This is a genomic window from Xanthomonas sontii, from assembly GCF_040529055.1.
GTDB classification, from domain to species: Bacteria; Pseudomonadota; Gammaproteobacteria; order Xanthomonadales; family Xanthomonadaceae; genus Xanthomonas_A; species Xanthomonas_A sontii.
The window spans coordinates 4,665,901-4,691,780 of record NZ_CP132342.1 but is presented as its reverse complement, the minus strand read 5'-3'; the positions used below and the strand labels follow the sequence as shown (position 1 = coordinate 4,691,780).

The window sequence follows — 25,880 nt, the reverse complement described above, 5'->3', positions numbered from 1 at the left end:
GAAGGGAGGGGAGAGAAGGCGTCAGCGCGCCGCGGCGTCGGTGTCGATGGCGTCGGTCGCAGCGGAGGTGGAAGCGGCTGCGTCGGCGCCGAGCAACTGCGCAGCGGCCTCGGCCATGGCCGCGTAGCCGGCGTCGCCGGGATGCAGGTGATCGCCCGAGTCGAAATCCGCGCGCATCCGCGTGGGATGCGCGGGGTCGCGTAGCAGGGCGTCGACATCCAGGATCGCGTCGAAGCCGTTGCCGGCGCGCAGCCAGGCATTGACCTGCTGGCGCACGGCCTCCTTCTGCGGGCTGTAGTAGCCGGGGATCGGCGAGTCCGGCAGCGCGCCCTCGAACGGGGTGAGGGTGGCGCCGATCACCCGCAGGCCGCGTGCCTGCGCGCGCTGCAGCACCTGCCGGTAGCCGGCGATCAGGTCCTCGGCCGGCACCGGCGCATCGTCCGGCGCGAACGGCGTGCCGTACCAACTGATGTCGTTGATGCCCATCAGCAGGATCAGGGTGCGCACGCCGGGCTGCGCCAGCACGTCGCGGTCCAGCCGCGCCAGCGCGTTGCGGCCCATGCGGTCGCGCAGCACGCGCCCGCCGGAGATGCCCGCGTTGAGCACCGCCACCCGCTGTGCCACCAGCCGCGTGGCCAACTGGTCCGGCCAGCGCCGGTCCTGCCCCGGTGTCGACGCGGCGCCGTCGGTGATCGAATCGCCCAGCGCCACCACCGCGCCGATGGCATCGGCGCGGCGCACCTGGATGCCGCTGACGAACAGCCGCACCGGCAGCGCGCTGACGCCGGCCAGCGTGGCGTCGGCGGTGCGCTCGCCCTCGGCCAGCCAGGCGCTCTGCAGGCCTTCCCAGTGGAAGGTGGACGGCGCGGTCGGCTGCGGCAGGTACAGACTGATGCTGAGCCGGGCCAGGTCCGGCACGCTCAGCGCCACCGGGTCGCTGAGCACCGGTGCGCCCGGCGGCACGGTCACCTCGGTCTTGCCGCCGAAGCGCAGCGGCCGCTGCGAGCCGGGCAGGATCGCCGCGCCTTCGCCGGCCAGCGCCAGCGAGGCGGCGCCGATGTGCAGCGGCGCATCGCCATAGGCGTTGCTCAGCTCCACCCGCACCTCGCTGCCACCCAGGCTGACCCGCGCCACCTGGCGCACGGTCTGCCGCCATAGGTGGAATGGCGTCTGTGTCGGGAACGGGAAGTCCGCGGCCCACAGCGGCTGCGGGCTGGCCTGCCAGGTCGCGATCCACTCGCGCGGCGCCGCCTCGGCCGGCAGCGCGAGGGTGCCCAGCAGTGCCGTCGCCAGCGCGGCCGTCGCCATCGGACGGCTCATGCTGCACCGCCGGCGGCGCAACCCGCGCCGTGACTGGCGGCGGGTGCGGCGGTGGCCGGCGACAGCCGCAGCGCGCCCAGCGCCACCGCTAATCCGGCCAGGGTCAGCAGCGCCGCCACCCACGGCAGTTGCGACAGGCTGCCGCCATGGCCGAGCACCAGGCCGCCCAGCCAGGCGCCCAGCGCATTGCCCAGGTTGAACGCACCGATGTTCAGGCTCGAGGCCAGATGCCGGCCGGCCTCGCCGGCCTTGCCCAGCACCCACACCTGCAGCGGCGCCACCGTGGCGAACGCGGCCACGCCCAGCAGGCCGATGCCCAGCGTCATCGCCGGCGCCGACGGCAGGGCGAGGGGCAGTGCCGCCAGCACCACCGCCAGCACGCCCAGGCTCAGCGGCAGCGCCTGCCGCGGGCGGCGGTCGGCCAGACGTCCGCCGAGCACGTTGCCGACGATCATGCCCACGCCGAACACCAGCAGCAGCGGCGACACCGCACTCTCGGAAACTCCAGTGACCTGGGTCAGCAGCGGCTGCACATAGGTGTACACGGCGAACACGCCGGCATAGCCCAGCACCGTCGTCGCCAGTCCCAGCAGCACCGGCGCGCGGCCGACCGCGCGCAGTTCCTCGCGCAGCGGCACGGCCCCCGGTGCGGCGCGGTCGGCCGGCACCAGCGCGGCGATCACCACGGTGGCCAGCGCGCCGATCCCTGCCACCGCCCAGAACGTGGCGCGCCAGCCGTAGTGCAGGCCCAGCCAGGCACCGGCCGGCACCCCGAGCAGGGTGGCGACGGTGAGGCCGGTGAACATGGTCGAGATCGCCGAGGCCTTGCGCTGCGGCGGCACCAGGGTGGTGGCGACCACCGCGCCGACGCCGAAGAAGGTGCCGTGCGCCAGCGAGGTGACCACCCGCGCCGCCATCAGCGCCGCGTAGCTCGGTGCCAGTGCGCAGGCCAGGTTGCCGGCGGTGAACACCAGCATCAGCGCCAGCAGCACGCGCTTGCGCGGCCAGCGCCGGCTGGCCACGGTCAGCAGGGGCGCGCCGAGGAACACGCCCAGCGCATAGCCGGAGATCAGCAGCCCGGCGGCGGGAACGCTGACCCGCAGGTCGGCGGCGACCTGCAGCAGCAGGCCCATGATCACGAATTCGGTGGTGCCGATGCCGAACGCGCCGGCGGTCAGCGCGTACAGCGCGAGCGGCGTGCGCCCGGCAGCGGGTTGCTGGGGAGGTGGAGCGAGCGAGGCGGCCATGCGGCGGCTCCGGAAGTGGCGGGAGGACGGCAGCCTAGGCCTGCAGGTTCTCAGCAAAAACAGTAAAAATATTGAACGACTTTCAATGGAATCCACACAATGGACCGGATCGGCGACATCGCCCTGTTCCTGCGCGTGCTCGACCTCGGTTCGATCAGCGCCGCCGCGCGCAGCCTGGACCTGTCGGTGGCGGTGGCCAGCCAGCGGCTGCAGCGGCTGGAGCGCGCGCTCGGCGTGCGCCTGCTGCACCGGACCACGCGGCGCCTGCACCCGACCCCGGAAGGTCTGCAACTGGCCGAACAGGGGCGGCCGCTGGTCGAGGACCTGGAATCGCTGGCCGGCGGCCTGCGCCAGGCCGGCGTCGTCGCCGCCGGCACCCTGCGGGTGACGATGTCGGCGGCGTTCGGCCGCCTGTATGTGTCGCCGCTGCTGCCGCGCTTCATGGCGCTGCATCCGCAGGTGCGGCTGAGCGTGCACCTGAGCGACAACGTCGTGGACCTGGTCAGCGAAGGCTTCGACCTGGCGATCCGCATCGGCACCCTGCGCGACTCCAGCCTGGTCGCGCGGCGCCTGGCCGGCAATCGGCGCATGCTCTGCGCCTCGCCCGACTACCTGCGCCGCCACGGCACCCCGGCCACGCCGGCCGACCTTGCCGCGCACGCCTGCCTGCTGCTGACCGGCAGCGACGGCCGCCAGGACACCTGGCGGCTGCAGGGACCCGACGGCGAAATCGCCGTCCGCGTGGCCGGGCCGCTGGAGACCAACTTCGGCGAGGTGTTGCGCGATGCCGCGGTCAACGGCCAGGGCATCGCCCTGCATTCGGAATGGCACGTGGCCGAGGACCTGCGGCAGGGGCGGTTGCGCCAGGTGCTGGCCGACTACCCGCTGACCGAGACCGGCATCCACGCGGTGATGCCGCAGCGCCGGCTGGTGCCGCCGCGGGTGCGGGCCTTCGTCGAGTTCATGCAGGCCGAGTTGGCCGACCCGCCGCCATGGGCGCGGCCGCGGTGAGAACTGGGTCGCCCTGCGGGCCGTTGTCTACGACCGCAAACGGTCATCTCCGTGCCGCATTGCGGGATTTCATCAACCTGTATAGGGTGTATCCACGGCCTAGGAGGGGCTGGCGTTGACTTTCACATGTTACGTGCTCGTTAACGCCATCTTCACTATGCCGCGCATAATGTGCGCGGCGATGGCGTGCGGAAACGGCCGTCTGGATGTGACGAGACATCTGTACTGAACCATGCCTCTACCGGTTTCTATCTCCCCGAAACAAGGAGTTGTATTAATGAACAAGAAAATTCTCACCGCCGCGTTGCTGGGCGGTCTGGCCGTCGCCCAGGCAGCGTCCGCGCAGGAATTCGACGACCGCTGGTACCTGACCGGTTCGGCTGGTTTCAACTTCCAGGACAAGGACCGCACCACCAACGATGCGCCCTTCGTCACCCTGGGCCTGGGCAAGTTCATCAACCCGAACTGGTCGCTGGACGGTGAGCTGAACTATCAGAACCCGAACTTCGACAAGAACCAGGACCTGAACTGGAGCCAGTACGGCATCTCGTTCGACCTGCGTCGCCACTTCATCCAGGAAGGCCGCGGCTGGAACCCGTACCTGCTGTTCGGCCTGGGCTACCAGCGCTCGGAAGAAGAGTTCGACACCGGCGGTCCGGTCTCCCCGGGCCAGCGCAAGGACGGCAACTTTGCCGCCAAGGCCGGCGTCGGTCTGCAGACCACCTTCGACAAGCGCGTTGCCGTGCGTGCCGAAGTGGCCTACCGCGCTGACTTCGACGACCAGAGCGTTGCCGCTCCGTCGCAGAACTGGTTCGGCGACGTGCTGGCTTCGGTCGGCGTCGTGATCCCGCTGGGCCCGCCGCCGGCTGCCCCGGTCGCCCCGCCGCCGCCGCCGGCCGCTGCGCCGAGCTGCGCCGATCTGGACGACGACGGTGACGGCGTCAACAACTGCGACGACAAGTGCCCGAACTCCCAGCCTGGCCAGACCATCGGTCCGGACGGCTGCCCGGTGCCGGTGTCGATCGACCTGAAGGGCGTCAACTTCGACTTCAACAAGGCGAACCTGCGTCCGGACGCCGTGGCGATCCTGGGCGAGGCCACCGAGATCCTGAAGCGTTACCCCGACCTGCGCGTCGAGGTTGCCGGTCACACCGACTCGAAGGGTACCGAAGCCTACAACCAGAAGCTGTCCGAGCGCCGCGCCCGCGTCGTGTACGACTACCTGACCAAGAACGGCGTCAGCGCTTCGCGTCTGGTCGGTCCGATCGGCTACGGCGAGAGCCGTCCGATTGCCCCGAACACCAACCCGGATGGTTCGGACAATCCGGAAGGCCGTGCGAAGAACCGTCGTACCGAGCTGAACGTCCAGAACTAATCGGACGCTTCCAGTCTCAAGCAAAGCCCGGCCTCGTGCCGGGCTTTGTTTTTGTGGGGTGGGAAATGTATGTCGGTGTCGTTGTGGGAGCGGCTTCAGCCGCGACAGACGTCCCGGAAATGCCTGCCGCGGCTGAAGCCGCTTCTGCAGGATGCACAAAGCATTCAAGCTGAATTTTTTCAGCAATCCCAATTATTTAGCGCATTTAGTGCCGGTAACAGTTGAAAGCACGCCGGGGCCTGCCTACACTCGCTCGTCGACTCGCCTGAATGGAAAAAAACCGATGCTGCGTATCGTGACGGCCAGCCTGCTCGCGCTTGCCCTGATTCCTGCGGCCCACGCCGCACCGGATTGCTCCGGCGATCTGCTGCCCAAGCCGCTGGCGCTGCCGGCCACGGTTGCGGCGCCGGTCGCTTCGGAACTGTTCAGCCGCAACGTGCAGCTGGGTATGCCCAGCGGCGTGCTGACCCAGTCCTACAGCAGCGACCAGTCGCTGGACCGGGTGCTGCTGCGGCTGCGCGCCGAAGGCTGCCAGAGCCTGGCCAATGCCACCCCGGGCGCGGTGAAGCCGAACGATCCGGCCGCCTACAAGCCGGCCACCGCCTTCGACAACACGCCATGGCGGTTCGACATGAGCCAGAACGGCAAGCGCATGACCGCCGAGGAGTTCGACGCGTGGATGAAGGCGCGTGGCGTGCGCGTGGTCAAGGCGCGTCCGGCCGCTGCACCTGCCGCTGCCGCCGCCGAGGCGCCGGCGCCGGCCGACGCCAACAAGCAGTAAGTCCGGCGCGCGGCCGCTCGCGGCCGCGCCCGTCCGCGCCGTGCGAGGGGCCAAGCCGCCGCGTTCCCGCCGTCCGGCGTCGTCCCCGGCAGCGCCCGCACGTCCGCGCCTGCCCGCGCGCAGCGCCGCCGCGCCGGCCGTGCCGCGCCACGGCCTGGCCCGCACCCTGTCCAAGCTGGGCCTGTGCTCGCGCACCGAGGCCGCGCGCTGGATCGCCGCCGGCCGCGTCGCCGTCGACGGGCGCATCGTCACCGATCCCGAATTCCCGATCCTGCAGGGCCGCCACCGGCTGGCCGTGGACGGCGCGCCGCTGGCCGACACCGCGCGCCGGTACCTGATGCTCAACAAGCCGCGCGGGCTGGTCACCAGTGCGCAGGACGAGCGTGGCCGCGACACCGTGTACCGCTGTTTCGACGGTGCCGGCCTGCCGTGGCTGGCGCCGGTCGGGCGCCTGGACAAGGCCAGCGAGGGCCTGCTGCTGTTCAGCAACGATCCGCAGTGGGCGGCGCGGGTCACCGATCCGGGCAGCGGCCCGGACAAGACCTACCACGTGCAGGTGGACGCGGTGCCCGACGCAGCGCTGCTGGCACGGATGTGTGCCGGCGTGGTCGACGATGGCGAACCGCTGCGGGCCAAGCAGGCGCGCCTGCTGCGCCAGGGCGAGCGCCATGCCTGGCTGGAAGTGGTGCTGGACGAAGGCCGCAACCGGCAGATCCGGCGGCTGCTGGCCGTGCTTGGCCTGGACGTGCTGCGGCTGGTGCGGGTAGCGATCGGCGACCTGGTGCTGGGCGACCTGGGCAAGGGCGCGTGGCGCGAGCTCAGCGCCGCCGAAGTCACGGCGTTGGCGCCGGCGGCGGACGCCAGCGCGCCAGCCGCGCGCTGAGCAGGGCGGCGACCACCTCACGGGCGCGCGCGTCCTGCGGCCCGCGTGCGTCGTGGTGGCGGCCCTTGGCGTGATTGCAGCCGGCACAGGCCAGCGCCAGGTTTCGGGCATCGTTGGCATCGTCGCCCACCTGGGCGCACAGCGCCGCCGCGACGCGGCGCCCGAACCAGGCCTGCGGCACTACGTGTTCCAGCGTGCTGTGTCCGAGCGGTTCGCCGTCAGCGCGCAGGCGCAGGCGCCGGCGGCAATGCAGGCAGCGGGTCTCCCAGCCGTCCTCCAGCGCTTGCGCCTGGGCGTCGGTCTGCGCCGCCAGCAACAGCCGTTGGCGCAGCGCGGCGCGCATCTCAGGCGGCGAGTACGCCCAGTTCGCGGCCGATGCGGGTGAACGCGTCGATCGCCCGATCCAGGTGGGCGCGAGTGTGCGCGGCGCTGATCTGGGTGCGGATCCGCGCCTGGCCCTTGGGCACCACCGGGAAGAAGAAGCCGATGGCGTAGATGCCTTCCTCCAGCAGCCGCTCGGCGAAGCGCTGCGCCAGCGGCGCGTCGTACAGCATCACCGGGCAGATCGGATGGGTGCCGGGCTTGATGTCGAACCCGGCGGCGGCCATGCGCTCGCGGAAGTAGGCGGTGTTCTCGACCAGGCGCGCGCGCAGGTCGTCGGCGGCGTCGAGCATCGCGAAGGCCTTGATCCCGGCCGCGACCACGTGCGGCGGCAGCGAGTTGGAGAACAGGTACGGTCGCGAGCGCTGACGCAGCAGTTCGATCACCTCGCGGCGGCCGGTGGTGAAACCGCCCAGCGCGCCGCCCATGGCCTTGCCCAGGGTGCCGGTGACGATATCGATCCGGTCCAGCACGCCCTTGACCTCGGCCGAGCCGCGGCCGCTGGCGCCGAGGAAGCCGGTGGCATGGCATTCGTCGATGTGCACCAGCGCGTTGTACTTCTTCGCCAGCGCGGTGATCTCGTCCAGCGGAGCGATGAAGCCGTCCATCGAGAACACGCCGTCGCTGGTGATCAGCTTGGTCTTGCAGCCGGCGGCGTCGGCCGCCTGCAGCTGCGCTTCCAGATCGGCCATGTCGCAGTTGGCGTAGCGGAAGCGCTTGGCCTTGCACAGGCGCACGCCGTCGATGATCGAGGCATGGTTGAGCGCGTCGGAGATGATCGCGTCGTGCTCGCCGAGCAGCGGTTCGAACAGGCCGCCGTTGGCGTCGAAGCAGGCGGCGTAGAGGATGGTGTCCTCGGTGCCGAAGAACGTGGCGATCTGCGCTTCCAGTTGCTTGTGCAGGTCCTGGGTGCCGCAGATGAAGCGCACCGAGGCCATGCCGAAGCCGTGCGTGTCCAGCGCGTCCTTGGCGGCCTGGATCAGTGCCGGATGATCGGCCAGGCCCAGGTAGTTGTTGGCGCAGAAGTTCAGCACGCGGCGGCCGTCGGCGAGGACGATTTCCGCCGCCTGCGGGCCGACGATGATGCGCTCGGACTTGAACAGGCCCTGGGCGCGGATCGCGTCCAGTTCCTCGGCGTAGTGCTGGGTGAGGCGGGAGTCGGTCATGACGGGCACGCGCGGCGGAAAGAAGCGGCGATGTTACCGCGGCGCCCGCGCCGGCCGCGGCCGTCATGCACAAATGGCATGAGTCGCTGCCGGGAAGTCATTTCACCCGCCGCCTGCCGCTGCGCAGCATGCGTCATGGTCCGCGGCGGGTATCGGCCGCGGCGTCGGCCTGTGTGTTTTCGGAGAACCGCCCATGTCCAGCCTTCCGCCGCGCCGCTGGCGCCCGCTGCTCGCGCTCGCCTTGTGCGTGTTCGCCGGGGCCGCGGCCGCCGCCGAGACGCAACTGCTCAACGTGTCCTACGATCCCACCCGCGAGCTGTACCGGGACTACAACGCCGCCTTCGCCAGGCACTGGGCGCAACTGCATCCCGGCGAGCAGGTCGCGGTGGAGACCTCGCACGGCGGCTCCGGCAAGCAGGCGCGCGCGGTGATCGACGGGGTCGAGGCGGACGTGGTGACGCTGGCATTGGCCTACGACGTCGATGCGATCGCCGCCAAGAGCAAGCTGATCGATGCGAACTGGGCCACGCGCCTGCCCGACAACAGCGCGCCGTACACCTCGACCATCGTGTTCCTGGTGCGCAAGGGCAATCCCAAGGGCATCAAGGACTGGCCGGATCTGCTGCGCAGCGGGGTGTCGGTGATCACCCCCAATCCCAAGACCTCCGGCGGCGCGCGCTGGAACTACCTGGCCGCCTGGGCCTACGCCGATCACATCTTCAAGGGCGACCGCGAGCGCATCCTCAACTACATGCGCGCGCTGTTCCGCAACGTGCCGGTGCTGGATACCGGCGCGCGCGGCGCCACCACCACCTTCGTCCAACGCGGCATCGGCGACGTGCTGCTGGCCTGGGAGAACGAGGCGTTCCTGGCGCAGCAGGAACTGGGCCAGGACAAGTTCGAGATCGTCGTGCCGAAGCTGTCGATCCTGGCCGAGCCGTCGGTGGCGCTGGTCGACAGGAACGTGGACAAGCACGGCACCCGCGCGGTGGCAGAGGAATACCTGAAGTACCTGTACTCGCCGGAAGGACAGAAGATCGCGGCCAGACACTATTACCGGCCGCGCCATCCCGAGTATGCCGATCGCGCCGATCTGGCGCGGCTGCCGAAGGTGCGCCTGGTCACCATCGATCAGGCGTTCGGGTCCTGGGCCAAGGCGCAGGCCACGCACTTCGACGACGGCGGCCTGTTCGACCAGATCCAGGCGAGCAAGTGACGCGATGGCCGTGACCGCCGCCGCCGTTGCCCGCGGACCGCGCCGGCGCCGGGTGATGCCGGGGTTGGGGCTGAGTCTGGGCATCACCCTGACCTGGCTGGGACTGGTGGTGCTGATCCCCTTGTTCGCGGTGCTGCTCAAGACCAGCGGGCTGGGCTGGGACGGCGTGTGGCGGGTGTGGAGCGAGCCGCGGGTGCTGGCGGCGTTGCGCTTGAGCTTCGGCACCGCGTTGGCCGCGGCCGCGTTCAATGCGGTGATGGGCACCTGGGTGGCCTGGGTGTTCGTGCGCTATCGCTTTCCCGGCAAGCGCCTGTTCGACGCGATGATCGATCTGCCGTTTGCCCTGCCGACCGCGGTGGCCGGCATCGCCCTGACCGCGTTGTACGGCAGCAACGGCTGGATCGGGCGCTGGCTGGAGCAGCCGACGCAGGCGCTGGCGGCCAGCCTGCCGACGCTGGCCTGGTGGTGGCCACGGCTGGCGCTGCTGCTGGCGCTGGCGGCGACCGGCTACGCGCTGCTGCGGCGTAGCCAGGCGCTGCTGCCGGCACCGCTGCGCGTGCTGCAGCGCCTGCTCGGCACGGTCGCGGTGCTGAGCCTGGCCGCACTGGGCGTCGGCGGCCTGCTGATCGGCTATGTCGGGCTGATGCAGGTCAGCGGGGCGAGCGGGGTCAAGGTCGCCTACGCGCCACTGGGCATCGTCGTGGCGCTGGTGTTCGTGGGGCTGCCGTTCGTGGTGCGGATCGTGCAGCCGGTGCTGGCCGAGGCCGAGCGCGAACTGGAAGAGGCGGCGGCCACGCTCGGTGCCGGGCGCTGGCAGACGGTACGGCGGGTAGTGCTGCCGACCCTGTGGCCGGCGGTGCTGACCGGATTCGCGCTGGCCTTCGCGCGTGGCGTCGGTGAGTACGGCTCGGTGATCTTCATCGCCGGCAACCTGCCCAATGCCACCGAGATCGCGCCGTTGCTGATCACCATCCGCCTGGAAGAGTTCGACTACGGCGGTGCCAGCGCGATCGCCGCGGCGATGCTGCTGTTGTCGCTGCTGTCGCTGCTACTGGTGAATGGCGCGCAAGCCTGGTTCGCGCGGCGCGGCAGGGCGGTGGCGTGATGGCGTCGGTCGTGTCCGCGCTGGCCGCGCACGTCCCCGGGCAGGCCGGCGCTGCCGCCGTCGCCGCGCACGTGCAGGCTTCGGTGGTCGACGAGCCGCGCTGGGTGCGGCGGTTACTGATCGGCGGCGTGCTCGCCTTCCTGCTGGCGTTCCTGCTGCTGCCCTTGCTGCTGGTGTTCACCGAGGCGTTGCGCAGCGGCGTCGGCGTGTTCTGGCGCGCGATCTCCGATCCGGACGCGCTGGCGGCGATCCGCCTGACGCTGTTGGTGGCGGCGATCGTGGTGCCGTTGAACCTGGTGTTCGGCGTGGCCGCGGCCTGGGCGGTCAGCAAGCACCGTTTCCCCGGCAAGCGCCTGCTGGTGAGCCTGATCGACCTGCCGTTCTCGGTGTCGCCGGTGGTCGCCGGCCTGTTGTTCATCCTGATCTTCGGCCGCAACGGCTGGGTCTGGCCGTTGATCGACGAAGGCGTGTGGCTGCATCTGCCGCCGCTGGGCGACGTGTCGCTGCATCTGCCGCGCATCGTGTTCGCACTGCCGGGCATCGTGCTGGCGACCACCTTCGTCACCTTTCCCTTCATCGCCCGTGAACTGATGCCGCTGATGGAGCAGCAGGGCGACGACGAGGAGCTGGCGGCGCTGAGCCTGGGCGCCAGCGGTTGGCAGACGTTCCTGCGGGTGACCTTGCCGAACATCCGCTGGGGCCTGCTGTACGGCGTGCTGCTGTGCAGTGCGCGGGCGATGGGCGAGTTCGGCGCGGTGTCGGTGGTGTCCGGACAGATCCGCGGGCGCACCAACACGCTGCCGCTGCATGTGGAGATCCTCTACAACGAATACGCCTACAGCGCGGCCTTCGCCTGCGCCAGCCTGCTGGCGCTGACCGCGCTGCTGACGCTCGCCGTCAAGTCCTGGCTGCACTGGCGCCACGGCGCGGCGCTGGCCGCCACTCACCGACATTGAGGTTGCGATGAGCATCCGCGTACAGCATCTGGGCAAGCGCTTCGGCGATTTCGCCGCGCTCGACGACGTCAGCCTGGACATCCGCCAGGGAGAACTGCTGGCGCTGCTGGGGCCCTCCGGCTCCGGCAAGACCACGCTGCTGCGGGTGATCGCGGGGCTGGAACATGCCGACCGCGGACGCGTGCTGATCCACGGCGAGGACGCCACCGCGCTGTCGGTGCAGGCGCGCCGGGTCGGCTTCGTGTTCCAGCACTACGCCTTGTTCAAGCACATGAGCGTGTACGAGAACATCGCCTTCGGCCTGCGCGTGCGCCGCGAGGCGCGCTGGAGCGAGTCGCGCATCCGCGCGCGGGTGCAGGAACTGCTGGCGCTGGTGCAGTTGCACGATCTGGAGCGACGCTACCCGGCGCAACTGTCCGGCGGCCAGCGCCAGCGTGTGGCGCTGGCCCGCGCGCTGGCGATCGAGCCGCGCGTGCTGTTGCTCGACGAACCGTTCGGCGCGCTCGACGCGCAGGTCCGCCGCGACCTGCGGCGCTGGCTGCGCGAGCTGCACGAACGCACCGGCCTGACCACGGTGTTCGTCACCCACGACCAGGAAGAGGCGCTGGAACTGGCCGACCGCGTGGCCATCCTCAACCGCGGCCGGATCGAGCAGATCGGCAGCCCGGCACAGGTCTACGAGCAGCCGGCTTCGCCCTTCGTCTACGCCTTCGTCGGCGCGGTGAACCGGCTGCCCGCGCGTCTGCACGACGGGGCGGTGCAGGTCGGCGGCCTGGCCTTGCCGGCGCCGTCGACGCCGCTGTCCAGTGGTCCGGTCGAGCTGTATGTGCGGCCGGAAGACCTGGCGCCAGGCAACGAGGGCTGGGCGGCGACGGTGCTGTCGATCCAGCGCAGCGGCCCGCGACTGCGCTTGCGCGCGCAGCTGGCGCACGGCCACGACGAGGTGGAGGTGGAACTGCCGGCGGGCGAGGGGGCACCCGACTACGCGCCGGGCCAGCCATTGCACCTGCGCGCACGCCGTTTCGGGGTCTTCGCCCGGCCCGACTGAGGCGCCATCGCGCCTTGCCGATCGGCGACCGCCCGCGCCTGCGCATTGGTGTGGCCAGCGGCTGCCTGCCCGGTCGCGGCCTGACCGCCAACTCCCGGACGAGGGCCTTCCCTGGCAGGCCGGCTCCCGCTGTCGGCGGCTCGCTGTGTCCGCGCTTGGCGCGAATCGGGGGTTTTGTGTCACGGCGTGGCATGCGCCGTGTGAAAAGTTGTTGCACTGCACGATCAAAGCAGTTAAAAAACCGTAAAGGCGCATCCGCCTCGTCGCTGCACCCCTTCCTCGTCAACCCTAGGAGAATGACCGGTGAACAAGACCACTCTCGCCCTGGCCGTCGCACTGGCCGCTTCGCCGCTCACCGTCCTGGCCCAGGACGAGCCCACCTCGCCGATCACCGGCTCCTATGGCGTGGTCAGCGACTACGTGTTCCGTGGCGTCTCCCAGACCAACAAGGGCCCGGCGTTCCAGGCCGGCCTCACCTACACCTCGCCGTTCGGCCTGTACGTGGGCACCTGGGGCTCCAACGTCGATTTCGGCGCGGGCGATCCGGATTGGGAAGTGGACGGCTTCGTCGGCTACAACGTCGATTTCTCGCCGGACTGGAACTTCGATGTGATGGTCAACCGCTACGGCTATCCGGGCGCCGGCAAGTCGAACTACAACGAACTGATCACCAAGACCAAGTTCCTCAAGACCTACACCCTGACCGTGGCCTACACCGACAACGTGTACAACCTGGACCGGGACAGCTTCTACTACGCGCTGGACGGGAACTGGTCGCTGCCGCAGGGCTTCAGCGTCGGCGCGCACGTCGGCCGCACCACCTACGAAAGCGCGTTGACCGCGTACCAGGACTACACCGACTACAACGTCAGCGTGGGCAAGATGGTCGGCCCGCTGGCGCTGAGCGTGGGCTACTACGACACCGACAACAAGGGCGCGGCGAACTTCACCGAGCGCCTGGCCGGTCACCGCGTGGTGGTCTCGGGCACGATCGCGTTCTGATCGCATCGTCTCGTGAAACGACGAAGGGCGCCGCGAGGCGCCCTTCGTCTTTTTCGGCATCGCATCGCCGCGTTGCCGCGGCGCGCGCATCACCAGCTCAGCACGACCTTGCCGGCCTTGCCTTCTTCCATCAGGTCGAAGCCCTTCTGGAATTCGTCGATGGTCAACTGGTGGGTGAGCACCTTGCCCAGCGGGAAGCCGGACAGCACCAACTGGGTCATCTTGTACCAGGTCTCGTACATCTTGCGGCCGTAGATGCCCTGCACGGTCAGGCCCTTGAAGATGATCTTGTCCCAGTCGCAGCCGGCGCCGCGCGGCATGATGCCGAGCATGGCGATCTTGCCGCCGTGGTACATGCAGTCGAGCATGTCGTTGAACGCGCGTGGATTGCCGCTCATCTCCAGGCCCACGTCGAAGCCTTCCATGTGCAGGTCGGCCATCACGTCCTTGAGCGAGGTGTTGGCGACGTTGACCACGCGGGTCGCGCCCATGTCCGCGGCCAGCTTCAGGCGGAAGTCGTTGACGTCGGTGACCACCACGTTGCGCGCGCCGATGTGCTTGCAGATGCCCGCGGCGATGATGCCGATCGGGCCGGCGCCGGTGATCAGCACGTCCTCGCCGATCACGTCGAACTCCAGCGCGCAGTGCGCGGCGTTGCCGTAGGGATCGAAGAACGCGGCCAGTTCGGACGGGATCTGGTCGGGGATCGGCCACAGGTTGGAGGCCGGCATCACCATGTACTCGGCGAAGGCGCCGTTGACGTTGACGCCGATGCCGACCGTGTTCGGGCACAGGTGCGGACGCCCGCCGCGGCAGTTGCGGCAGTGGCCGCAGACGATGTGGCCTTCGGCCGAGACGCGCTGGCCGACCTCGTAGCCGGTGACCGCCGAGCCGAGCTGGGCGATGCGGCCGACGAACTCGTGGCCGATGGTCAGGCCGGGCTTGATGGTGCGCTGGCTCCATTCGTCCCACAGGTAGATGTGCAGGTCGGTGCCGCAGATCGCGGTCTTTTCCAGCTTGATCAGCACCTCGTTGGGGCCGGGCACCGGCACCGGCACCTGTTCCAGCCAGATGCCCTTGGCGGCCTCGCGCTTGACCAGCGCCTTCATTGTTTGCGCCATGTCGGTGCAGATTCGATGGGAAGAGGGCGCGCAGTATAAGCGCCCGGCCGACGCGGCCATGTTGCGGCGCGGTCAGGGTGCCATTGGTCACGGTCCGGCCACTTGATGACAGCCGTTACACTCTAACGTCTGTCATCAAGGAAGCTATTCGATGCGTTCGAATTCGTTGGCTGTCGCCATCGCCGCCGTGGCCGCCCTGTCCGGCGCCTCCGCCGCCCACGCTGGCGAGGGCATGTGGGTCCCGCAGCAGTTGCCGGACATCGCCGGGCCGCTGCAGCAGGCCGGCCTGAAGCTGTCGCCGCAACAACTGTCCGATCTCACCGGCGACCCGATGGGCGCGGTGGTCTCGCTCGGCGGCTGCACCGCCAGCTTCGTCTCGCCGCAGGGCCTGGTGGTGACCAACCACCACTGCGCCTATGGCGCGATCCAGCTCAACTCCACTCCGCAGAAGAACCTGATCCGCGACGGCTTCAGCGCCGCCAGCCAGGGCGCCGAACTGAGCGCGGGCCCGAACGCGCGCATCTACGTGCTCGACCGCATCACCGACGTCACCGCGCAGGCCAAGGCGGCGATGGCCGCCGCCGGCAACGATGCGCTCAAGCGCACGCAGGCGCTGGAGGATTTCGACAAGGCCCAGGTCGCCGCGTGCGAAGCCGATGCCGGCTACCGCTGCGAGCTGTACAGCTTCTCCGGCGGCAACACCTACCGCCTGTTCCGCACCCTGGAAATCCGCGACGTGCGCCTGGCCTACGCGCCGCCGTCGGGCATCGGCAAGTTCGGCGGCGACGTCGACAACTGGATGTGGCCGCGCCACACCGGCGACTTCTCGTTCTACCGCGCCTACGTCGACAAGGACGGCAAGCCGGCCGCCTACGCCAAGGACAACGTGCCGTACCAGCCCAAGCACTTCCTCAAGTTCGCCGACCAGCCGCTGGGCGCCGGCGATTTCGTCATGGTCGCCGGGTACCCGGGGCGCACCAACCGCTACGCGCTGGCCTCCGAATTCGACGCCACCGCGAGCTGGGGCTATCCCACCAGCGCGCGCCAGTACCGCGACCTGATCGCGCTGGTCGAGCAGGCCGGCAAGCAGAACCCGGACATCCAGGTGAAGTACGCCGCGACCATGGCCAACTGGAACAACACAGCCAAGAACTACGAGGGGCAGTTGGAAGGCTTCCAGCGCATCGATGCGGCGGCCAAGAAGCATGCCGAGGAAGACGCGGTGCTGGCCTGGCTCAAGCGCCAGGGCGGCGAGGGCAAGGCGGCGTTGCAGGCGCATGCGCAGCTGCTGGCGCTTGGCGAGCAGGCCAAGGCCACCCGCGACCGCGACCTGGTGCTGCGGCAGATGCGTCGCACTGGCGTGCTCGGCAGTGCAGTGACCTTGTACCGCCTGTCGATCGAACGCGCCAAGCCGGATGCCGAGCGCGAGCCGGGCTATCAGGAGCGCGATCTGCCCGAGATCGAGGGCGTGATGAAGCAGATGGAGCGCCGCTACGTCGCGGCCATGGACAGCCAGTTGCAGCGCTACTGGTTCGACCAGTACCTGAAGCTGCCGAAGGCGCAGCGCCTGCCGGCGCTGGACCAGTGGCTGGCCGGTGCCGACGCGCAGGCCGCCGCCACGCGTCTGGCCGGCACCCAGCTGGGCAATACCGAGGCGCGCCTGAAGTGGCTGCATGCCGACCGCGCCGCGTTCGAGGCCAGCGACGACCCGGCGCTGCGCTATGCGGTGGCATTGATGCCGACCCTGCTGCAGATCGAGCAGGACGAGAAGCGTCGTGAGGGCGAGGAACTGCTGGCGCGTCCGCGCTACCTGCAGGCCGTGGCCGACTACAAGAAGAGCCAGGGCGAGTTCGTGTATCCGGACGCCAACTTCTCGCTGCGTATCACCTTCGGCAACGTCAAGGGCTATGCGCCCAAGGACGGCGTGGCCTACACCCCGTTCACCACGCTGGAAGGCGTGGTCGCCAAGGACACCGGCGTGGAGCCGTTCGATTCGCCCAAGGCGTTGCTGGAGGCGGCCAAGGCCAAGCGCTACGGTGGGCTGGAGGACAAGCGGCTGGGCACGGTGCCGGTCAACTTCCTGTCCGACCTGGACATTACCGGCGGCAATTCCGGCTCGCCGGTGATGGACGCGCACGGCAAGCTGGTCGGCCTGGCCTTCGACGGCAACTGGGAGTCGGTGAGCTCGAACTGGGTGTTCGATCCGGCGATGACCCGGATGATCGCGGTCGATTCGCGCTACCTGCACTGGATCATGCAGGAAGTGATGCCGGCGCCGCGGCTGTTGAAGGAGTTGAACCTGGCCAAGTGAGCCGGGTTCCGGCGGGCGGCGGCGACGGCCGCCGTCCGCATGTCCGCCCCGGCACGCCGCGGCGGGCACGCGGGATGCAGCGCAGGGTTTCCGGCGACGGAGCGGGTATCATGCCGCTCCGTTTTCGTTTGCGAAACGGCCCCTTCCCCCCAAGGAATCCAGCGCATGCGCATTCTGCTCGCCCGCCATGGCGAAACCCCGTGGAACGCCGAAGGCCGCTACCAGGGCCAGATCGACATCCCGCTGTCGCCGGTCGGCGACGCTCAGGCGCAGGCGCTGGGCGCCCGCCTGCGCGAGGTGCCGCTGACCCGCGCCGTGGCCTCGCCGCTGGCCCGCGCGCAGCGCACCGCGCGCTTCGCCCTGGGCCCTGAGCGCGAGGCGTTGCTGCAGACCGATCCGGACCTGCAGGAAATCGCCCATGGCGAATGGGAAGGCCTGCTGGCCAGCGAGATCCACGAGAAGGATCCGGCGCGCCTGCGCGCCTGGCGCGAGGAGCCGGACACGGTGCTGATGCCGGGCGGCGAGTCGCTGCGGCAGGTGCTGGAGCGTTCCTGGCGCGGCCTGACCCGCGCCGCCGAGGGCCTGGGCGAGCACGACACGCTGCTGGTGGTGGCGCACGATGCGGTCAACCGGGTGATCCTGTGCCGGGTGCTGGGCCTGCCGATCGCGCGGCTGTGGAGTTTCCGCCAGGCGCCGACCACGCTGAACCTGCTGGAAGGGCCGGATGTGGAGCATCTGGAAGTGGTGCGCTTGAACGATTGCGCGCACCACACGCCGTTCTTCGGCGAGGCGAAACATCGGGCGCTGTAATGCCTTCCGATTCGTTCTGAGTGCGCGGCGTAGTGCAACCGCAACAGCAAATGCTTTCGCGCTTGGCGCGCGAGTCACTTTTCTTTGCTTGTGCAAAGAAAAGTAACCAAAAGAAAGCACACCCGGGCGGCACGCCCTCCGCGCTGCGCGCTCCGGGTGCGCAAGCAGACCGGACATTTTTCGGCGGCACATCCATGTGCCGTCGAAAAACGGCGCGCGTCCTGCGCGCCGCCCCTGCGGGGTTTTCGTCCGGTCTGCTTGCCGTGCCTCACGGGATCCTGAACAGCCAAAGCCAAAGCCAAAGCCAAAGCCAAAGCAACCGCCACAGCAACAGCAACAGCCAAAACCGGAACCAAAACCAAAGCAGCAGCAAAATGCGTCGCCGCTATGAGTGCGCGTGCTGTTGTCGCATCAGTCGAGTTCAATCGTCTCCATGAACACCCTCCCCGAATGGCTCGCCTACATCGAGCGCCAACACCCCCAGGACATCGCCATGGGCCTGGAACGGGTGCGCGCGGTCGCCGCACGCATGCGCCTGACCAAGCCGGCCAAGCACGTCATCACCGTCGGCGGGACAAACGGCAAGGGCTCGACCGTCGCCTTCGTCGAGGCCATCGCGCGTGCCGCCGGCTGGCGCGTGGGCAGCTACACCTCGCCGCACCTGCTGCGCTACAACGAGCGCGTGCGCATCGAGGGCGACGAGGCCAGCGATGCCGACCTGGTGACCGCCTTCGCGGCAGTGGAGGCCGCGCGCGGCGACACCGCTCTGACGTATTTCGAATACGGCACGTTGGCGGCGCTGTGGCTGTTCCAGCAGGCCAAGCTGGAACTGGCGGTGCTGGAAGTCGGCCTCGGCGGCCGCCTGGATGCGGTGAACCTGGTCGATGCCGATGTGGCGGTGATCACCACCGTGGACATCGACCACACCGACTGGCTCGGCACCGACCGCGAGGCGATCGGCGCGGAGAAGGCCGGCATCGCGCGGCCGTGGAAACCGCTGGTGCTGGGCGAGATCGATCCGCCCTCCAGCGTGCTGCGCCGCGCCTACGCCGTCGGCGCCAATGCGCTGCGCGCCGGCAGCGACTTCTTCCACGAGCCGATCGATGCCGACCGCTGGCGCTGGCGCGACGTCGGCACCGAACTGCAGTTGCCGTTGCCGCAGCTGCGCGCGCCGGTGCAGCGCGCCAACGCCGCCACCGCCATCGCCGCCCTGCGCGCGCTGCGTCGCTCGCTGCCACGCAACGCCTACGCCGAGGGCATCGCCGCCGCGCGCCTGCGCGGGCGCCTGCAGTCGTGCCTGCGCGACGGGGTGGAGGTGCTGGTCGACGTCGGCCACAACCCGCAGGCGGCCCGCGAACTGGCCGCCGCGCTGCAGGCGCAGCCGGTCGCCGGCCGCACCTGCGCGGTGTTCGCGGCGCTGGCCGACAAGGACGCCGCCGGGGTGGTGGAGGTACTGGCCGCGCAGGTCGATGCCTGGCACCTGGCCGGCCTGGCCGGCAACCGCGGCCAGAGCGCTGCGCAGTTGCGCACGCGGCTGGCGGGGACCGCCGCCGCCGAGGCCGGCGGCGCCGAGAGCGTGGCGCAGGCGCTGCAATCGGCGTTGGCGCAGGCGCATCCGGGCGACCGGGTGCTGGTGTTCGGTTCGTTCCATACCGCCGCCGAGGCCTTGCACTGGCTGCATTCAGCCGGCTGATCCCGCCTCCGCGCGGGCCCACCTTATAATCGGCACGGCACTCCGCCACGCCGCCCCCTCAGCCTTTCCGTGGATACCGTCCTGAAACAGCGATTGATTGGCGCCCTTGTCCTGGTAGCGCTCGCCGTGATCTTCCTGCCGATGCTGGTGAAGGGGCCTGCGCCCGACAGCGGCGTGGCCAATGTGCCGCTGAAGGCGCCCGACGCGCCGGCCGACGGCCAGTTTGAGACCCGCGAGCTACCGCTGGTGACCCCGGGCGACGCACCCAGTGGCGGGGCGGTGGGCATGGCCAAGGCGCCGGGCGCCGCCGCTGCGCCAGCCGCCGCGCCGGCGCCGGTCAAGGACAACCCCGATGCCGCCGACCTGGCCGATCCGGCCGCGGGCAGCGCCGCGCAACCGTTGCCGCCGAGCACGGCCGCCGGCAACTACGCGGTGAATTTCGGCGCCTACGCCACCGCCGCCGATGCCGATGCGGTGATCGCGCGGCTCAAGCAGGCGCAGCTGCCGGGCTTCCGCGAGCAGGCCACGATCGGCGGGCGCCAGGCCTGGCGGGTGCGGATCGGGCCGTATGCCGATCGCGCCCAGGCCGAATCCGTGCGCCTGCAGGCGGTCAAGGTCCGCAACGACGTCAACGCCCAGGTGGTGACCCTGGATGCGGCGCCGAGCAACGCCACCCCGGCCAGCGCTACGCCGGCTGCCGCCAGCAACGTCGCCGCCGTCGCCCCCGCCGCCCCAGCCAAGACCGAGGCGCTGCCGCCGGAGCCGGCCAAGCCGGTCGCCACCGCCAAGCCGGCGACGCCGCCGGCGCCCAAACCGGAACCGGCCAAGCCGGCTGCGACCAAGCCCGAACCCGCCAAGCCCGTGGCGACCCCGGCCACCACGGCGGCGGCCAAGCCGGCGCCGAGCGTGCCGGCCGCGCCTGCCGCTTCCGGCACCGGCTTCGCCGTGCAGCTGGGCGCGTTCGGCAAGGCCGAGGACGCCAACGCCCTGCGCGACAAGGTGCGCGCGGCCGGCTTCAGCGCCTTCGTCGAGCAGGTGCGCACCGACAAGGGCGCGCTGAACCGGGTGCGGGTCGGCCCGGTCGCCAACCGCGCCGATGCCGAGCAGTTGCGCGCCCAGGTGGCAGCCAAGGTCGGTATCAGCGGTATGGTACGTCCACATCCTTGATCGGGCCGCGGCCCATGGAGTAGCACGATGGTCCAGGGAAGGCAGGCGCGACGCGCGATCGGCGCGATGCAGCGGCTCGGCCGCGGGAGGCGCGCATGATCGACATGGTGCTGTTGACGGTGATCCTGGTCTCGGCCCTGCTCGGGGCCCTGCGCGGGTTCGTCGGCATCGTGGTCGGCACGCTGTCCTGGTTCCTGGCCGGCTGGGCCACGTTCCAGTTCGGCGGCAATGCCGGGCAGTGGCTGGCCAACGGGTCCCGGCCGAGCATGAGCTACTACCTGGGCGGCTACGCGCTGACCTTCGTGACGGTGATGGCGGTGGTCGGCATCACCGGCATGGTGATCCGCACCGCGGTGCGCTCGACCGCGCTGTCGGGCACCGACCGCGCGCTCGGCTTCGGCCTGGGGGCGGCGCGCGGCGGCTTCTTCGCCGCGGTGCTGGCGTTCCTGATGAGCTTCACCCCGCTGACCCGCGAGCCGGACTGGCAGCATTCCATGGTGTTGCCGGTGCTCAAGCCGGGCGTGGGCTGGATGCGCGCGCAGATACCGGACTGGCACATGCCGCAGATGCCGCAGATGAACCTTTCGCAGATGCCGCAACTGAACGTGTCGCAGATGAATTTGGGCAACTTGCCCGCGGCAGGCGATAATGCCGCGCTGGGCAACGCCCTGCAGGCCAGTGGGCTGCAGGAGATGATGTCCAAGGCCCTGGGACGTCCCGGGGTGCGGTCCGCGCAGCCCGGGGGCGATCCGTCGCAACTGATGCCCGCGAACATCGATCCGGCGCAGGCGCGTCCGGCGCAATTCGACCCGGCACGGGTCGAACCCAACGGCCAGGCACGGCCACCTTCCCAATAGCGGCATCCCCGCCGCGGAGAGCGTTGACATGTGTGGCATCGTCGGAATCGTCGGCAACCAGAACGTGGCCGGGCAACTCTATGACGGCCTGGCCGTGCTGCAGCACCGCGGCCAGGACGCGGCGGGCATCGCCACCGCCGACGGCACCCGCCTGCGCGTGCAGAAGGCCAACGGGCTGGTCCGCGACGTCTTCGACGAGAAGCGCATGGCGGTGCTGGAAGGCCGCGTCGGCATCGCCCATTGCCGCTATCCGACCGCCGGCTCGGAAGGCATGGACGAGGCGCAGCCGTTCTACGTGAATTCGCCGTACGGCATCGCGCTGGCCCACAACGGCAACCTGGTCAATACCGAAGCCCTGCGCCAGCAGGTGTTCGAGGCCGACCGCCGCAACATCAACACCGATTCGGACAGCGAAGTGCTGCTGAACGTGTTCGCCTACGAGCTCGACGCGCAGCGCATGCTGACCCCGGAGGCGGCGATCCGCGCCGTGGCCGGCGTGCACCGCCGCTGCAAGGGCGGCTACGCAGTGGTCAGCGTGGTGCTGGGGCTGGGCCTGGTCGCGTTCCGCGACCCGCACGGCATCCGTCCGCTGGTGCTGGGCAAGCGCGAGAGCGTGGAGGGCGACGAGTACATCGTCGCCTCCGAGTCCTCGGCGCTGGACATCCTCGGCTTCACCCGCGTGCGCGACGTGCGCCCCGGCGAAGCGCTGGTGATCACCGGCCGCGGCGAGCTGTTCTCCGAGGTCTGCGCCTCGCCCACCGACCACACCCCGTGCATCTTCGAGTACGTGTACTTCGCGCGGCCGGACTCGATGATCGACAACGTCTCGGTGCACAAGGCGCGCATGCGCATGGGCATGAAGCTGGGCGAGAAGATCCTGCGCCTGCGCCCGGACCACGACATCGACACCATCATTCCGATCCCGGACACCTCGCGCGACGCCGCGCTGGAGATCTCCAACGTGCTCGGGGTGAAGTACCGCGAGGGCTTCGTCAAGAACCGCTACATCGGCCGCACCTTCATCATGCCGGGGCAGGGCGAGCGGGTGAAGTCGGTGCGCCGCAAGCTCAATCCGATCCATCTGGAATTCCGCAACCGCGTGGTGCTGCTGGTCGACGACTCGATCGTGCGCGGCACCACCAGCCGGCAGATCGTGCAGATGGCGCGCGACGCCGGCGCGCGCAAGGTGTACCTGGCCAGCGCGGCGCCGCCGGTGCGCTATCCCAACATCTACGGCATCGACATGCCGGCCGCCGACGAACTGGTCGCGCACGGCCGCAGCGAGCAGGAGATCCAGGAGTTCCTCGGCTGCGACTGGCTGATCTACCAGGACCTGGAAGATCTGGAGACCGCGGTGCGCGAGGGCAACCCGGAACTGAAGGCGTTCGACTCCTCGTGCTTCAACGGCCAGTACACCACCGGCATCGAACCGGGCTATTTCGAGCGGATCATGCAGCTGCGCTCGGACGAGGCCAAGCGCAAGCGCCGTGCCTGAGTCCCGCCGCCGCGCCCGGGCGCGGCGCATGCTCGCGCTGGCGGGTCTGGCGGCGCTGTGCGGCGGCTGCACTGCTGACGACGCCACGCGGCCGGTGCAGGCGCTGGACGATCCGCGCCTGCGCGACGGCAGCGTGCCGAGTGCGCAGTTGACCATGCTGCAGCTGTACATGGCCCCGGACCAGCTGGCGGTGCTGCAGCCGGGCTACCGCGCACCGCTGGCGATCGCCGGCGCGCAGCGCATCGGCGAGGACCTGCTGCTGCTGCGCCTGCGCGCGCAGCGCTCCTCCGACGACGTGCGCGCCGATGCGCCGCAGTGGGGGTATGCCGTCGATTGCCGGGATGGCACGGCGCGCCTGCTTGCCGCCGGCATCGGCGTCGACGCCGGCTGGCCGTCGGGCGCACCGCTGGCGAGCATCCCCGAACCGCCCACGGCCGACCGCCGCAGCGCCTTCGCCCTGGCCTGCGCACATCGCGTGGACTGCGTGTTCAAGGTGCCCGGCAACCGCTGCGAGCAGGCCCAGCGCACCTGGCTGGAACGGCGCCAGGCGGCAGCGCATCCGACGGTGGCGCCGTGAACGGCGACCTGTACCAGGCCGCGCGCGCCTGCCTGGACGCCGCCGACCCCGACGAGAAGGTGGCGCTGACCCAGCGCCATGCCGCGGCCTGGCGCGACGGCGCGCTCGCGGTGCCGGCCGTGGCGCCGCCGCCCGAGCCGATCCGCATGCCGGGGCGGCCACCGCGACCGCTGCTGGTGCATCCACGCGAGCTGCCGCGGCGCGGCCTCGGCAGTGCCGAGGGCCGTGCGGCGTTCATCCACGCCATCGCCCACATCGAACTCAACGCCATCGACCTGGCCTGGGACGCGGTCTACCGCTTCCGCGGCCTGCCGCCGGCGTTCTACGCCGACTGGGTGGCGGTGGCGGACGACGAATCCCGCCATTTCGTGCTGCTGCGCGACCGCCTGCGCGCGCTGGGCCATGCCTACGGCGATTTCGCCGCGCACAACGGCCTGTGGGAGATGTGCGAGAAGACCGCCCACGACGGCCTGGCGCGGATGGCGCTGGTGCCACGCGTGCTGGAGGCGCGCGGCCTGGACGTGACCCCGGGCATGATCGCCAAGCTGCGCGCGCTCGGCGACGACGCCACCGCCGACATCCTGGACATCATCCTGCGCGAGGAAGTGGCGCACGTGGCCGCCGGCTCGCGCTGGTACCGCTGGTACTGCGCACAGGCCGGGATCGAGCCGCGCGCGCGCTTCGCGGCGCTGCTGCGCGAGTACGCCGGCGGCTACCTGCACGGCCCGTTCAACCTGCAGGCGCGCCTGCTGGCGGGATTCGACGAGGACGAATTGCTGGCCCTGCAGCAGCAGGCCGGCTGAGGCGGCGTCCTCCTGCGGCGTGGCGCCCGGGTCGTGTCAACGCGCAGGTGCGGCATGAACGCCCTTGCGTGCGTTCTGTGACGCCTATCTCCGAGCGGAGACCCCGCTGCATTTGTTGCTTGCGCTGAACGGTGGCTGAGCGGCTAATCGAACTCCCCCGCGCGGCCTCCCCCGTCTCCGGCCGCGCGCGGGGCGACGTTCGTCCCTACTCACCACCCAGGAGTCCGACATGAAGTCGATGTGCAGCCTTACCGCGATGCTTGCCCTGTGTGTCGCCGGTTCCGCCTCCGCAGCCGGAACGCCCCTGTTCCAGAGCAGCCAGTACGTCTCCAAGTCCATCGCCGGCGAGCCGGCGCTGAGCCGCCTGCTGGCCAATCCCGCCACCGGCGCGGTGCAGCGGGTCGGCGTGAACGCCGCCGCGGTCACCGCCGGACAGAAGCAACTCGAGCTGGACCTGCTGGGCCAGCGCATCACCGCCACGCAGTTGAAGACCGAGCAATTGGAAGGCGGCAACAGCATCTGGTACGGCAATCTCGGCAATGCCGCGGTGGCGCGGACCCGCGCGCTGTCCGGCCTGGATCCGCTGAACTCGGCGATCCTGGTGCGCAGCGGCGACACCATCACCGGCAGCATCCGCAGCAACGGCACCCTGTTCCACCTGCGTCCGATCGCCGGTGGCGGCCATGTGCTGGTGGAGGTCGACGAACGCCGCATGCCGGCCGAGCATCCGGCCGACTACGCGCTGCTGCCGACGGTGCAGATGCCGCAGTCGGTGATCGACGAACGCGTGACCGCCGCCGGTGCCTCGTCGGGTTCGCCCGCGACCATCCGTGTGCTGGTGGTGGCGACCAACAAGGCGGTGACCAGCTACGGCGGCAACATGCAGTCGCTGGTGCAGTTGGCGGTGGCCGAGTCCAACCAGGGCTACACCAACAGCAACGTCGGCATCACCATGCAGCTGGCCGGCTACGAGACCACCAACTACACCGAGTCCGGCGACTTCAACACCGACCTGACCCGCTTCCGCGGCACCAGCGACGGCTACATGGACAGCATCCATACCTCGCGCAACAACACCGCGGCCGACGTCGGCGTGCTGATCATCGACAACTCCGCCTATTGCGGTCTCGCCTCGGGCATCGGTTCCACCGCCGCCACCGCGTTCGCGGCGGTGTACTGGGATTGCGCCACCGGCTACTACAGCTTCGCCCACGAGATCGGCCATCTGCAGAGCGCGCGCCACGACGTGGCCACCGACTCCAGCACCTCGCCGTACGCCTATGGCCACGGCTATCGCTACGGCAACAGCTGGCGCACGATCATGGCCTACAACTGCACCAGCAGCTGCCCGCGGCTGAACTACTGGTCCAACCCGAACGTGTCCTACAACGGCGTGCCGATGGGCAATGCCAGCACCGCCGACAACCAGCGCGTGCTGGTCAACACCAAGGCGACGGTGGCCGGGTTCCGTTGAGCCGGCGCGCGCGTGGCGCAGGCCGCGTGCCTGCGCCACGCGCGGCGAAGATGGCCGGAGCGGGCGCGGCGGCGCCCGCTT

24 protein-coding genes are annotated in these 25,880 nt (G+C 70.1%); 18 read left to right on the top strand and 6 right to left on the bottom strand.

Annotation, left to right across the window (positions count from 1 at the left end):
* Positions 1-21: 21 nt before the first annotated feature.
* Positions 22-1,320, bottom strand: a complete 1,299-nt coding sequence (locus tag RAB70_RS19835) for an SGNH/GDSL hydrolase family protein (protein WP_148829685.1) — start codon at positions 1,318-1,320, stop codon at positions 22-24.
* The gene (locus RAB70_RS19830) at positions 1,317-2,567 is read right to left on the bottom strand and encodes an MFS transporter (protein WP_148829684.1); all 1,251 of its coding nucleotides are present in this window, start codon (positions 2,565-2,567) and stop codon (positions 1,317-1,319) included. The genes RAB70_RS19835 and RAB70_RS19830 overlap by 4 nt, the downstream gene beginning before the upstream one ends.
* Before the next feature lie 99 nt (positions 2,568-2,666).
* On the opposite strand from RAB70_RS19830, the gene RAB70_RS19825 reads away from it, so the two are divergent.
* The 4 genes from RAB70_RS19825 to RAB70_RS19810 all read left to right on the top strand — a co-directional run bounded on the left by RAB70_RS19825 (position 2,667) and on the right by RAB70_RS19810 (position 6,617).
* Positions 2,667-3,578, top strand: a complete 912-nt coding sequence (locus RAB70_RS19825; protein ID WP_017914119.1) for a LysR family transcriptional regulator — start codon at positions 2,667-2,669, stop codon at positions 3,576-3,578.
* A gap of 277 nt (positions 3,579-3,855) precedes the next feature.
* Positions 3,856-4,953, top strand: a complete 1,098-nt coding sequence (locus tag RAB70_RS19820; protein WP_017909479.1) for an OmpA family protein — start codon at positions 3,856-3,858, stop codon at positions 4,951-4,953.
* Positions 4,954-5,236: 283 nt separating this feature from the next.
* The gene (locus RAB70_RS19815) at positions 5,237-5,734 is read left to right on the top strand and encodes a hypothetical protein (protein ID WP_148829683.1); all 498 of its coding nucleotides are present in this window, start codon (positions 5,237-5,239) and stop codon (positions 5,732-5,734) included.
* A 40-nt stretch (positions 5,735-5,774) separates the two neighbouring features.
* The gene (locus tag RAB70_RS19810) at positions 5,775-6,617 is read left to right on the top strand and encodes a pseudouridine synthase (RefSeq protein WP_170268189.1); all 843 of its coding nucleotides are present in this window, start codon (positions 5,775-5,777) and stop codon (positions 6,615-6,617) included.
* Here the strand turns inward: RAB70_RS19810 and RAB70_RS19805 are convergent.
* A complete protein-coding gene (locus RAB70_RS19805) occupies positions 6,568-6,960 on the bottom strand; it encodes an HNH endonuclease (RefSeq protein WP_148829682.1) in 393 nt (130 codons plus the stop codon). The two genes, RAB70_RS19810 and RAB70_RS19805, sit on opposite strands and share 50 nt — an antisense overlap.
* Before the next feature lies 1 nt (position 6,961).
* Complete coding sequence (gene kbl, locus RAB70_RS19800) at positions 6,962-8,164, bottom strand: glycine C-acetyltransferase (RefSeq protein ID WP_148829681.1); 1,203 nt, start codon at positions 8,162-8,164, stop codon at positions 6,962-6,964.
* Positions 8,165-8,357: 193 nt separating this feature from the next.
* Here kbl and RAB70_RS19795 point away from each other — a divergent pair, with 193 nt between their 5' ends.
* The 5 genes from RAB70_RS19795 to RAB70_RS19775 all read left to right on the top strand — a co-directional run bounded on the left by RAB70_RS19795 (position 8,358) and on the right by RAB70_RS19775 (position 13,491).
* Positions 8,358-9,380, top strand: coding sequence for a sulfate ABC transporter substrate-binding protein (locus tag RAB70_RS19795; RefSeq protein ID WP_148829680.1), 1,023 nt, complete (start codon positions 8,358-8,360; stop codon positions 9,378-9,380).
* 4 nt (positions 9,381-9,384) lie between these two features.
* The gene (locus RAB70_RS19790; RefSeq protein WP_309252718.1) at positions 9,385-10,485 is read left to right on the top strand and encodes an ABC transporter permease subunit; all 1,101 of its coding nucleotides are present in this window, start codon (positions 9,385-9,387) and stop codon (positions 10,483-10,485) included.
* The gene (gene cysW / locus RAB70_RS19785) at positions 10,485-11,441 is read left to right on the top strand and encodes a sulfate ABC transporter permease subunit CysW (RefSeq protein ID WP_148829679.1); all 957 of its coding nucleotides are present in this window, start codon (positions 10,485-10,487) and stop codon (positions 11,439-11,441) included. The genes RAB70_RS19790 and cysW overlap by 1 nt, the downstream gene beginning before the upstream one ends.
* Positions 11,442-11,448: 7 nt before the next feature.
* A complete protein-coding gene (locus RAB70_RS19780) occupies positions 11,449-12,489 on the top strand; it encodes a sulfate/molybdate ABC transporter ATP-binding protein (protein ID WP_017914302.1) in 1,041 nt (346 codons plus the stop codon).
* 303 nt (positions 12,490-12,792) lie between these two features.
* Entirely contained in the window at positions 12,793-13,491 is a 699-nt protein-coding gene (locus tag RAB70_RS19775; RefSeq protein WP_017910766.1) for a TorF family putative porin, read from the top strand.
* Between the two features lie 89 nt (positions 13,492-13,580).
* Here RAB70_RS19775 and tdh read toward each other — a convergent pair whose 3' ends face one another.
* Positions 13,581-14,612 carry an L-threonine 3-dehydrogenase gene (gene tdh, locus RAB70_RS19770; RefSeq protein WP_026144006.1) on the bottom strand — a complete coding sequence of 344 codons (1,032 nt, stop codon included), beginning with the start codon at positions 14,610-14,612 and terminating at the stop codon, positions 13,581-13,583.
* Between the two features lie 151 nt (positions 14,613-14,763).
* On the opposite strand from tdh, the gene RAB70_RS19765 reads away from it, so the two are divergent.
* Together RAB70_RS19765 and RAB70_RS19760 are read left to right on the top strand one after the other, a co-directional pair.
* Entirely contained in the window at positions 14,764-16,923 is a 2,160-nt protein-coding gene (locus RAB70_RS19765) for a S46 family peptidase (protein WP_148829678.1), read from the top strand.
* Between the two features lie 165 nt (positions 16,924-17,088).
* Positions 17,089-17,733, top strand: coding sequence for a histidine phosphatase family protein (locus RAB70_RS19760; protein WP_017910762.1), 645 nt, complete (start codon positions 17,089-17,091; stop codon positions 17,731-17,733).
* 74 nt (positions 17,734-17,807) lie between these two features.
* Here the strand turns inward: RAB70_RS19760 and RAB70_RS19755 are convergent, their stop codons facing one another.
* A complete protein-coding gene (locus tag RAB70_RS19755) occupies positions 17,808-18,158 on the bottom strand; it encodes a hypothetical protein (protein WP_170268222.1) in 351 nt (116 codons plus the stop codon).
* 8 nt (positions 18,159-18,166) lie between these two features.
* On the opposite strand from RAB70_RS19755, the gene folC reads away from it, so the two are divergent.
* The 7 genes from folC (at position 18,167) to RAB70_RS19720 (ending at position 25,799) form a co-directional block, all read left to right on the top strand.
* The gene (gene folC / locus RAB70_RS19750) at positions 18,167-19,426 is read left to right on the top strand and encodes a bifunctional tetrahydrofolate synthase/dihydrofolate synthase (protein WP_148828558.1); all 1,260 of its coding nucleotides are present in this window, start codon (positions 18,167-18,169) and stop codon (positions 19,424-19,426) included.
* Between the two features lie 69 nt (positions 19,427-19,495).
* Complete coding sequence (locus tag RAB70_RS19745) at positions 19,496-20,593, top strand: SPOR domain-containing protein (protein ID WP_148828559.1); 1,098 nt, start codon at positions 19,496-19,498, stop codon at positions 20,591-20,593.
* 95 nt (positions 20,594-20,688) lie between these two features.
* Positions 20,689-21,450 carry a CvpA family protein gene (locus RAB70_RS19740; protein WP_017908612.1) on the top strand — a complete coding sequence of 254 codons (762 nt, stop codon included), beginning with the start codon at positions 20,689-20,691 and terminating at the stop codon, positions 21,448-21,450.
* Positions 21,451-21,478: 28 nt separating this feature from the next.
* Positions 21,479-22,945 (top strand): amidophosphoribosyltransferase, encoded by a 1,467-nt coding sequence (purF, locus tag RAB70_RS19735; RefSeq protein ID WP_017913998.1) that lies wholly within the window; start codon positions 21,479-21,481, stop codon positions 22,943-22,945.
* 28 nt (positions 22,946-22,973) lie between these two features.
* Entirely contained in the window at positions 22,974-23,522 is a 549-nt protein-coding gene (locus RAB70_RS19730; RefSeq protein ID WP_148828560.1) for a hypothetical protein, read from the top strand.
* Positions 23,474-24,325 carry a ferritin-like domain-containing protein gene (locus tag RAB70_RS19725; protein WP_170268223.1) on the top strand — a complete coding sequence of 284 codons (852 nt, stop codon included), beginning with the start codon at positions 23,474-23,476 and terminating at the stop codon, positions 24,323-24,325. Before RAB70_RS19730 ends, RAB70_RS19725 begins: the two co-directional genes overlap by 49 nt.
* Before the next feature lie 229 nt (positions 24,326-24,554).
* Complete coding sequence (locus RAB70_RS19720; protein WP_010341104.1) at positions 24,555-25,799, top strand: zinc-dependent metalloprotease; 1,245 nt, start codon at positions 24,555-24,557, stop codon at positions 25,797-25,799.
* Positions 25,800-25,880: the final 81 nt, after the last annotated feature.

Bases quoted from the DNA above. Each gene is read 5' to 3' on its own strand.
- RAB70_RS19825 (WP_017914119.1), top strand. From the start codon at position 2,667: ATGGACCGGATCGGCGACATCGCCCTGTTCCTGCGCGTGCTCGACCTC.
- RAB70_RS19790 (WP_309252718.1), top strand. From the start codon at position 9,385: ATGGCCGTGACCGCCGCCGCCGTTGCCCGCGGACCGCGCCGGCGCCGG.
- RAB70_RS19805 (WP_148829682.1), bottom strand. From the start codon at position 6,960: ATGCGCGCCGCGCTGCGCCAACGGCTGTTGCTGGCGGCGCAGACCGAC.
- RAB70_RS19815 (WP_148829683.1), top strand. From the start codon at position 5,237: ATGCTGCGTATCGTGACGGCCAGCCTGCTCGCGCTTGCCCTGATTCCT.
- purF (WP_017913998.1), top strand. From the start codon at position 21,479: ATGTGTGGCATCGTCGGAATCGTCGGCAACCAGAACGTGGCCGGGCAA.
- RAB70_RS19740 (WP_017908612.1), top strand. From the start codon at position 20,689: ATGATCGACATGGTGCTGTTGACGGTGATCCTGGTCTCGGCCCTGCTC.
- RAB70_RS19780 (WP_017914302.1), top strand. From the start codon at position 11,449: ATGAGCATCCGCGTACAGCATCTGGGCAAGCGCTTCGGCGATTTCGCC.
- RAB70_RS19835 (WP_148829685.1), bottom strand. From the start codon at position 1,320: ATGAGCCGTCCGATGGCGACGGCCGCGCTGGCGACGGCACTGCTGGGC.
- folC (WP_148828558.1), top strand. From the start codon at position 18,167: ATGAACACCCTCCCCGAATGGCTCGCCTACATCGAGCGCCAACACCCC.
- tdh (WP_026144006.1), bottom strand. From the start codon at position 14,612: ATGGCGCAAACAATGAAGGCGCTGGTCAAGCGCGAGGCCGCCAAGGGC.
- RAB70_RS19765 (WP_148829678.1), top strand. From the start codon at position 14,764: ATGCGTTCGAATTCGTTGGCTGTCGCCATCGCCGCCGTGGCCGCCCTG.
- RAB70_RS19795 (WP_148829680.1), top strand. From the start codon at position 8,358: ATGTCCAGCCTTCCGCCGCGCCGCTGGCGCCCGCTGCTCGCGCTCGCC.
- RAB70_RS19730 (WP_148828560.1), top strand. From the start codon at position 22,974: ATGCTCGCGCTGGCGGGTCTGGCGGCGCTGTGCGGCGGCTGCACTGCT.
- RAB70_RS19760 (WP_017910762.1), top strand. From the start codon at position 17,089: ATGCGCATTCTGCTCGCCCGCCATGGCGAAACCCCGTGGAACGCCGAA.
- RAB70_RS19720 (WP_010341104.1), top strand. From the start codon at position 24,555: ATGAAGTCGATGTGCAGCCTTACCGCGATGCTTGCCCTGTGTGTCGCC.
- RAB70_RS19820 (WP_017909479.1), top strand. From the start codon at position 3,856: ATGAACAAGAAAATTCTCACCGCCGCGTTGCTGGGCGGTCTGGCCGTC.
- kbl (WP_148829681.1), bottom strand. From the start codon at position 8,164: ATGACCGACTCCCGCCTCACCCAGCACTACGCCGAGGAACTGGACGCG.
- cysW (WP_148829679.1), top strand. From the start codon at position 10,485: ATGGCGTCGGTCGTGTCCGCGCTGGCCGCGCACGTCCCCGGGCAGGCC.
- RAB70_RS19830 (WP_148829684.1), bottom strand. From the start codon at position 2,567: ATGGCCGCCTCGCTCGCTCCACCTCCCCAGCAACCCGCTGCCGGGCGC.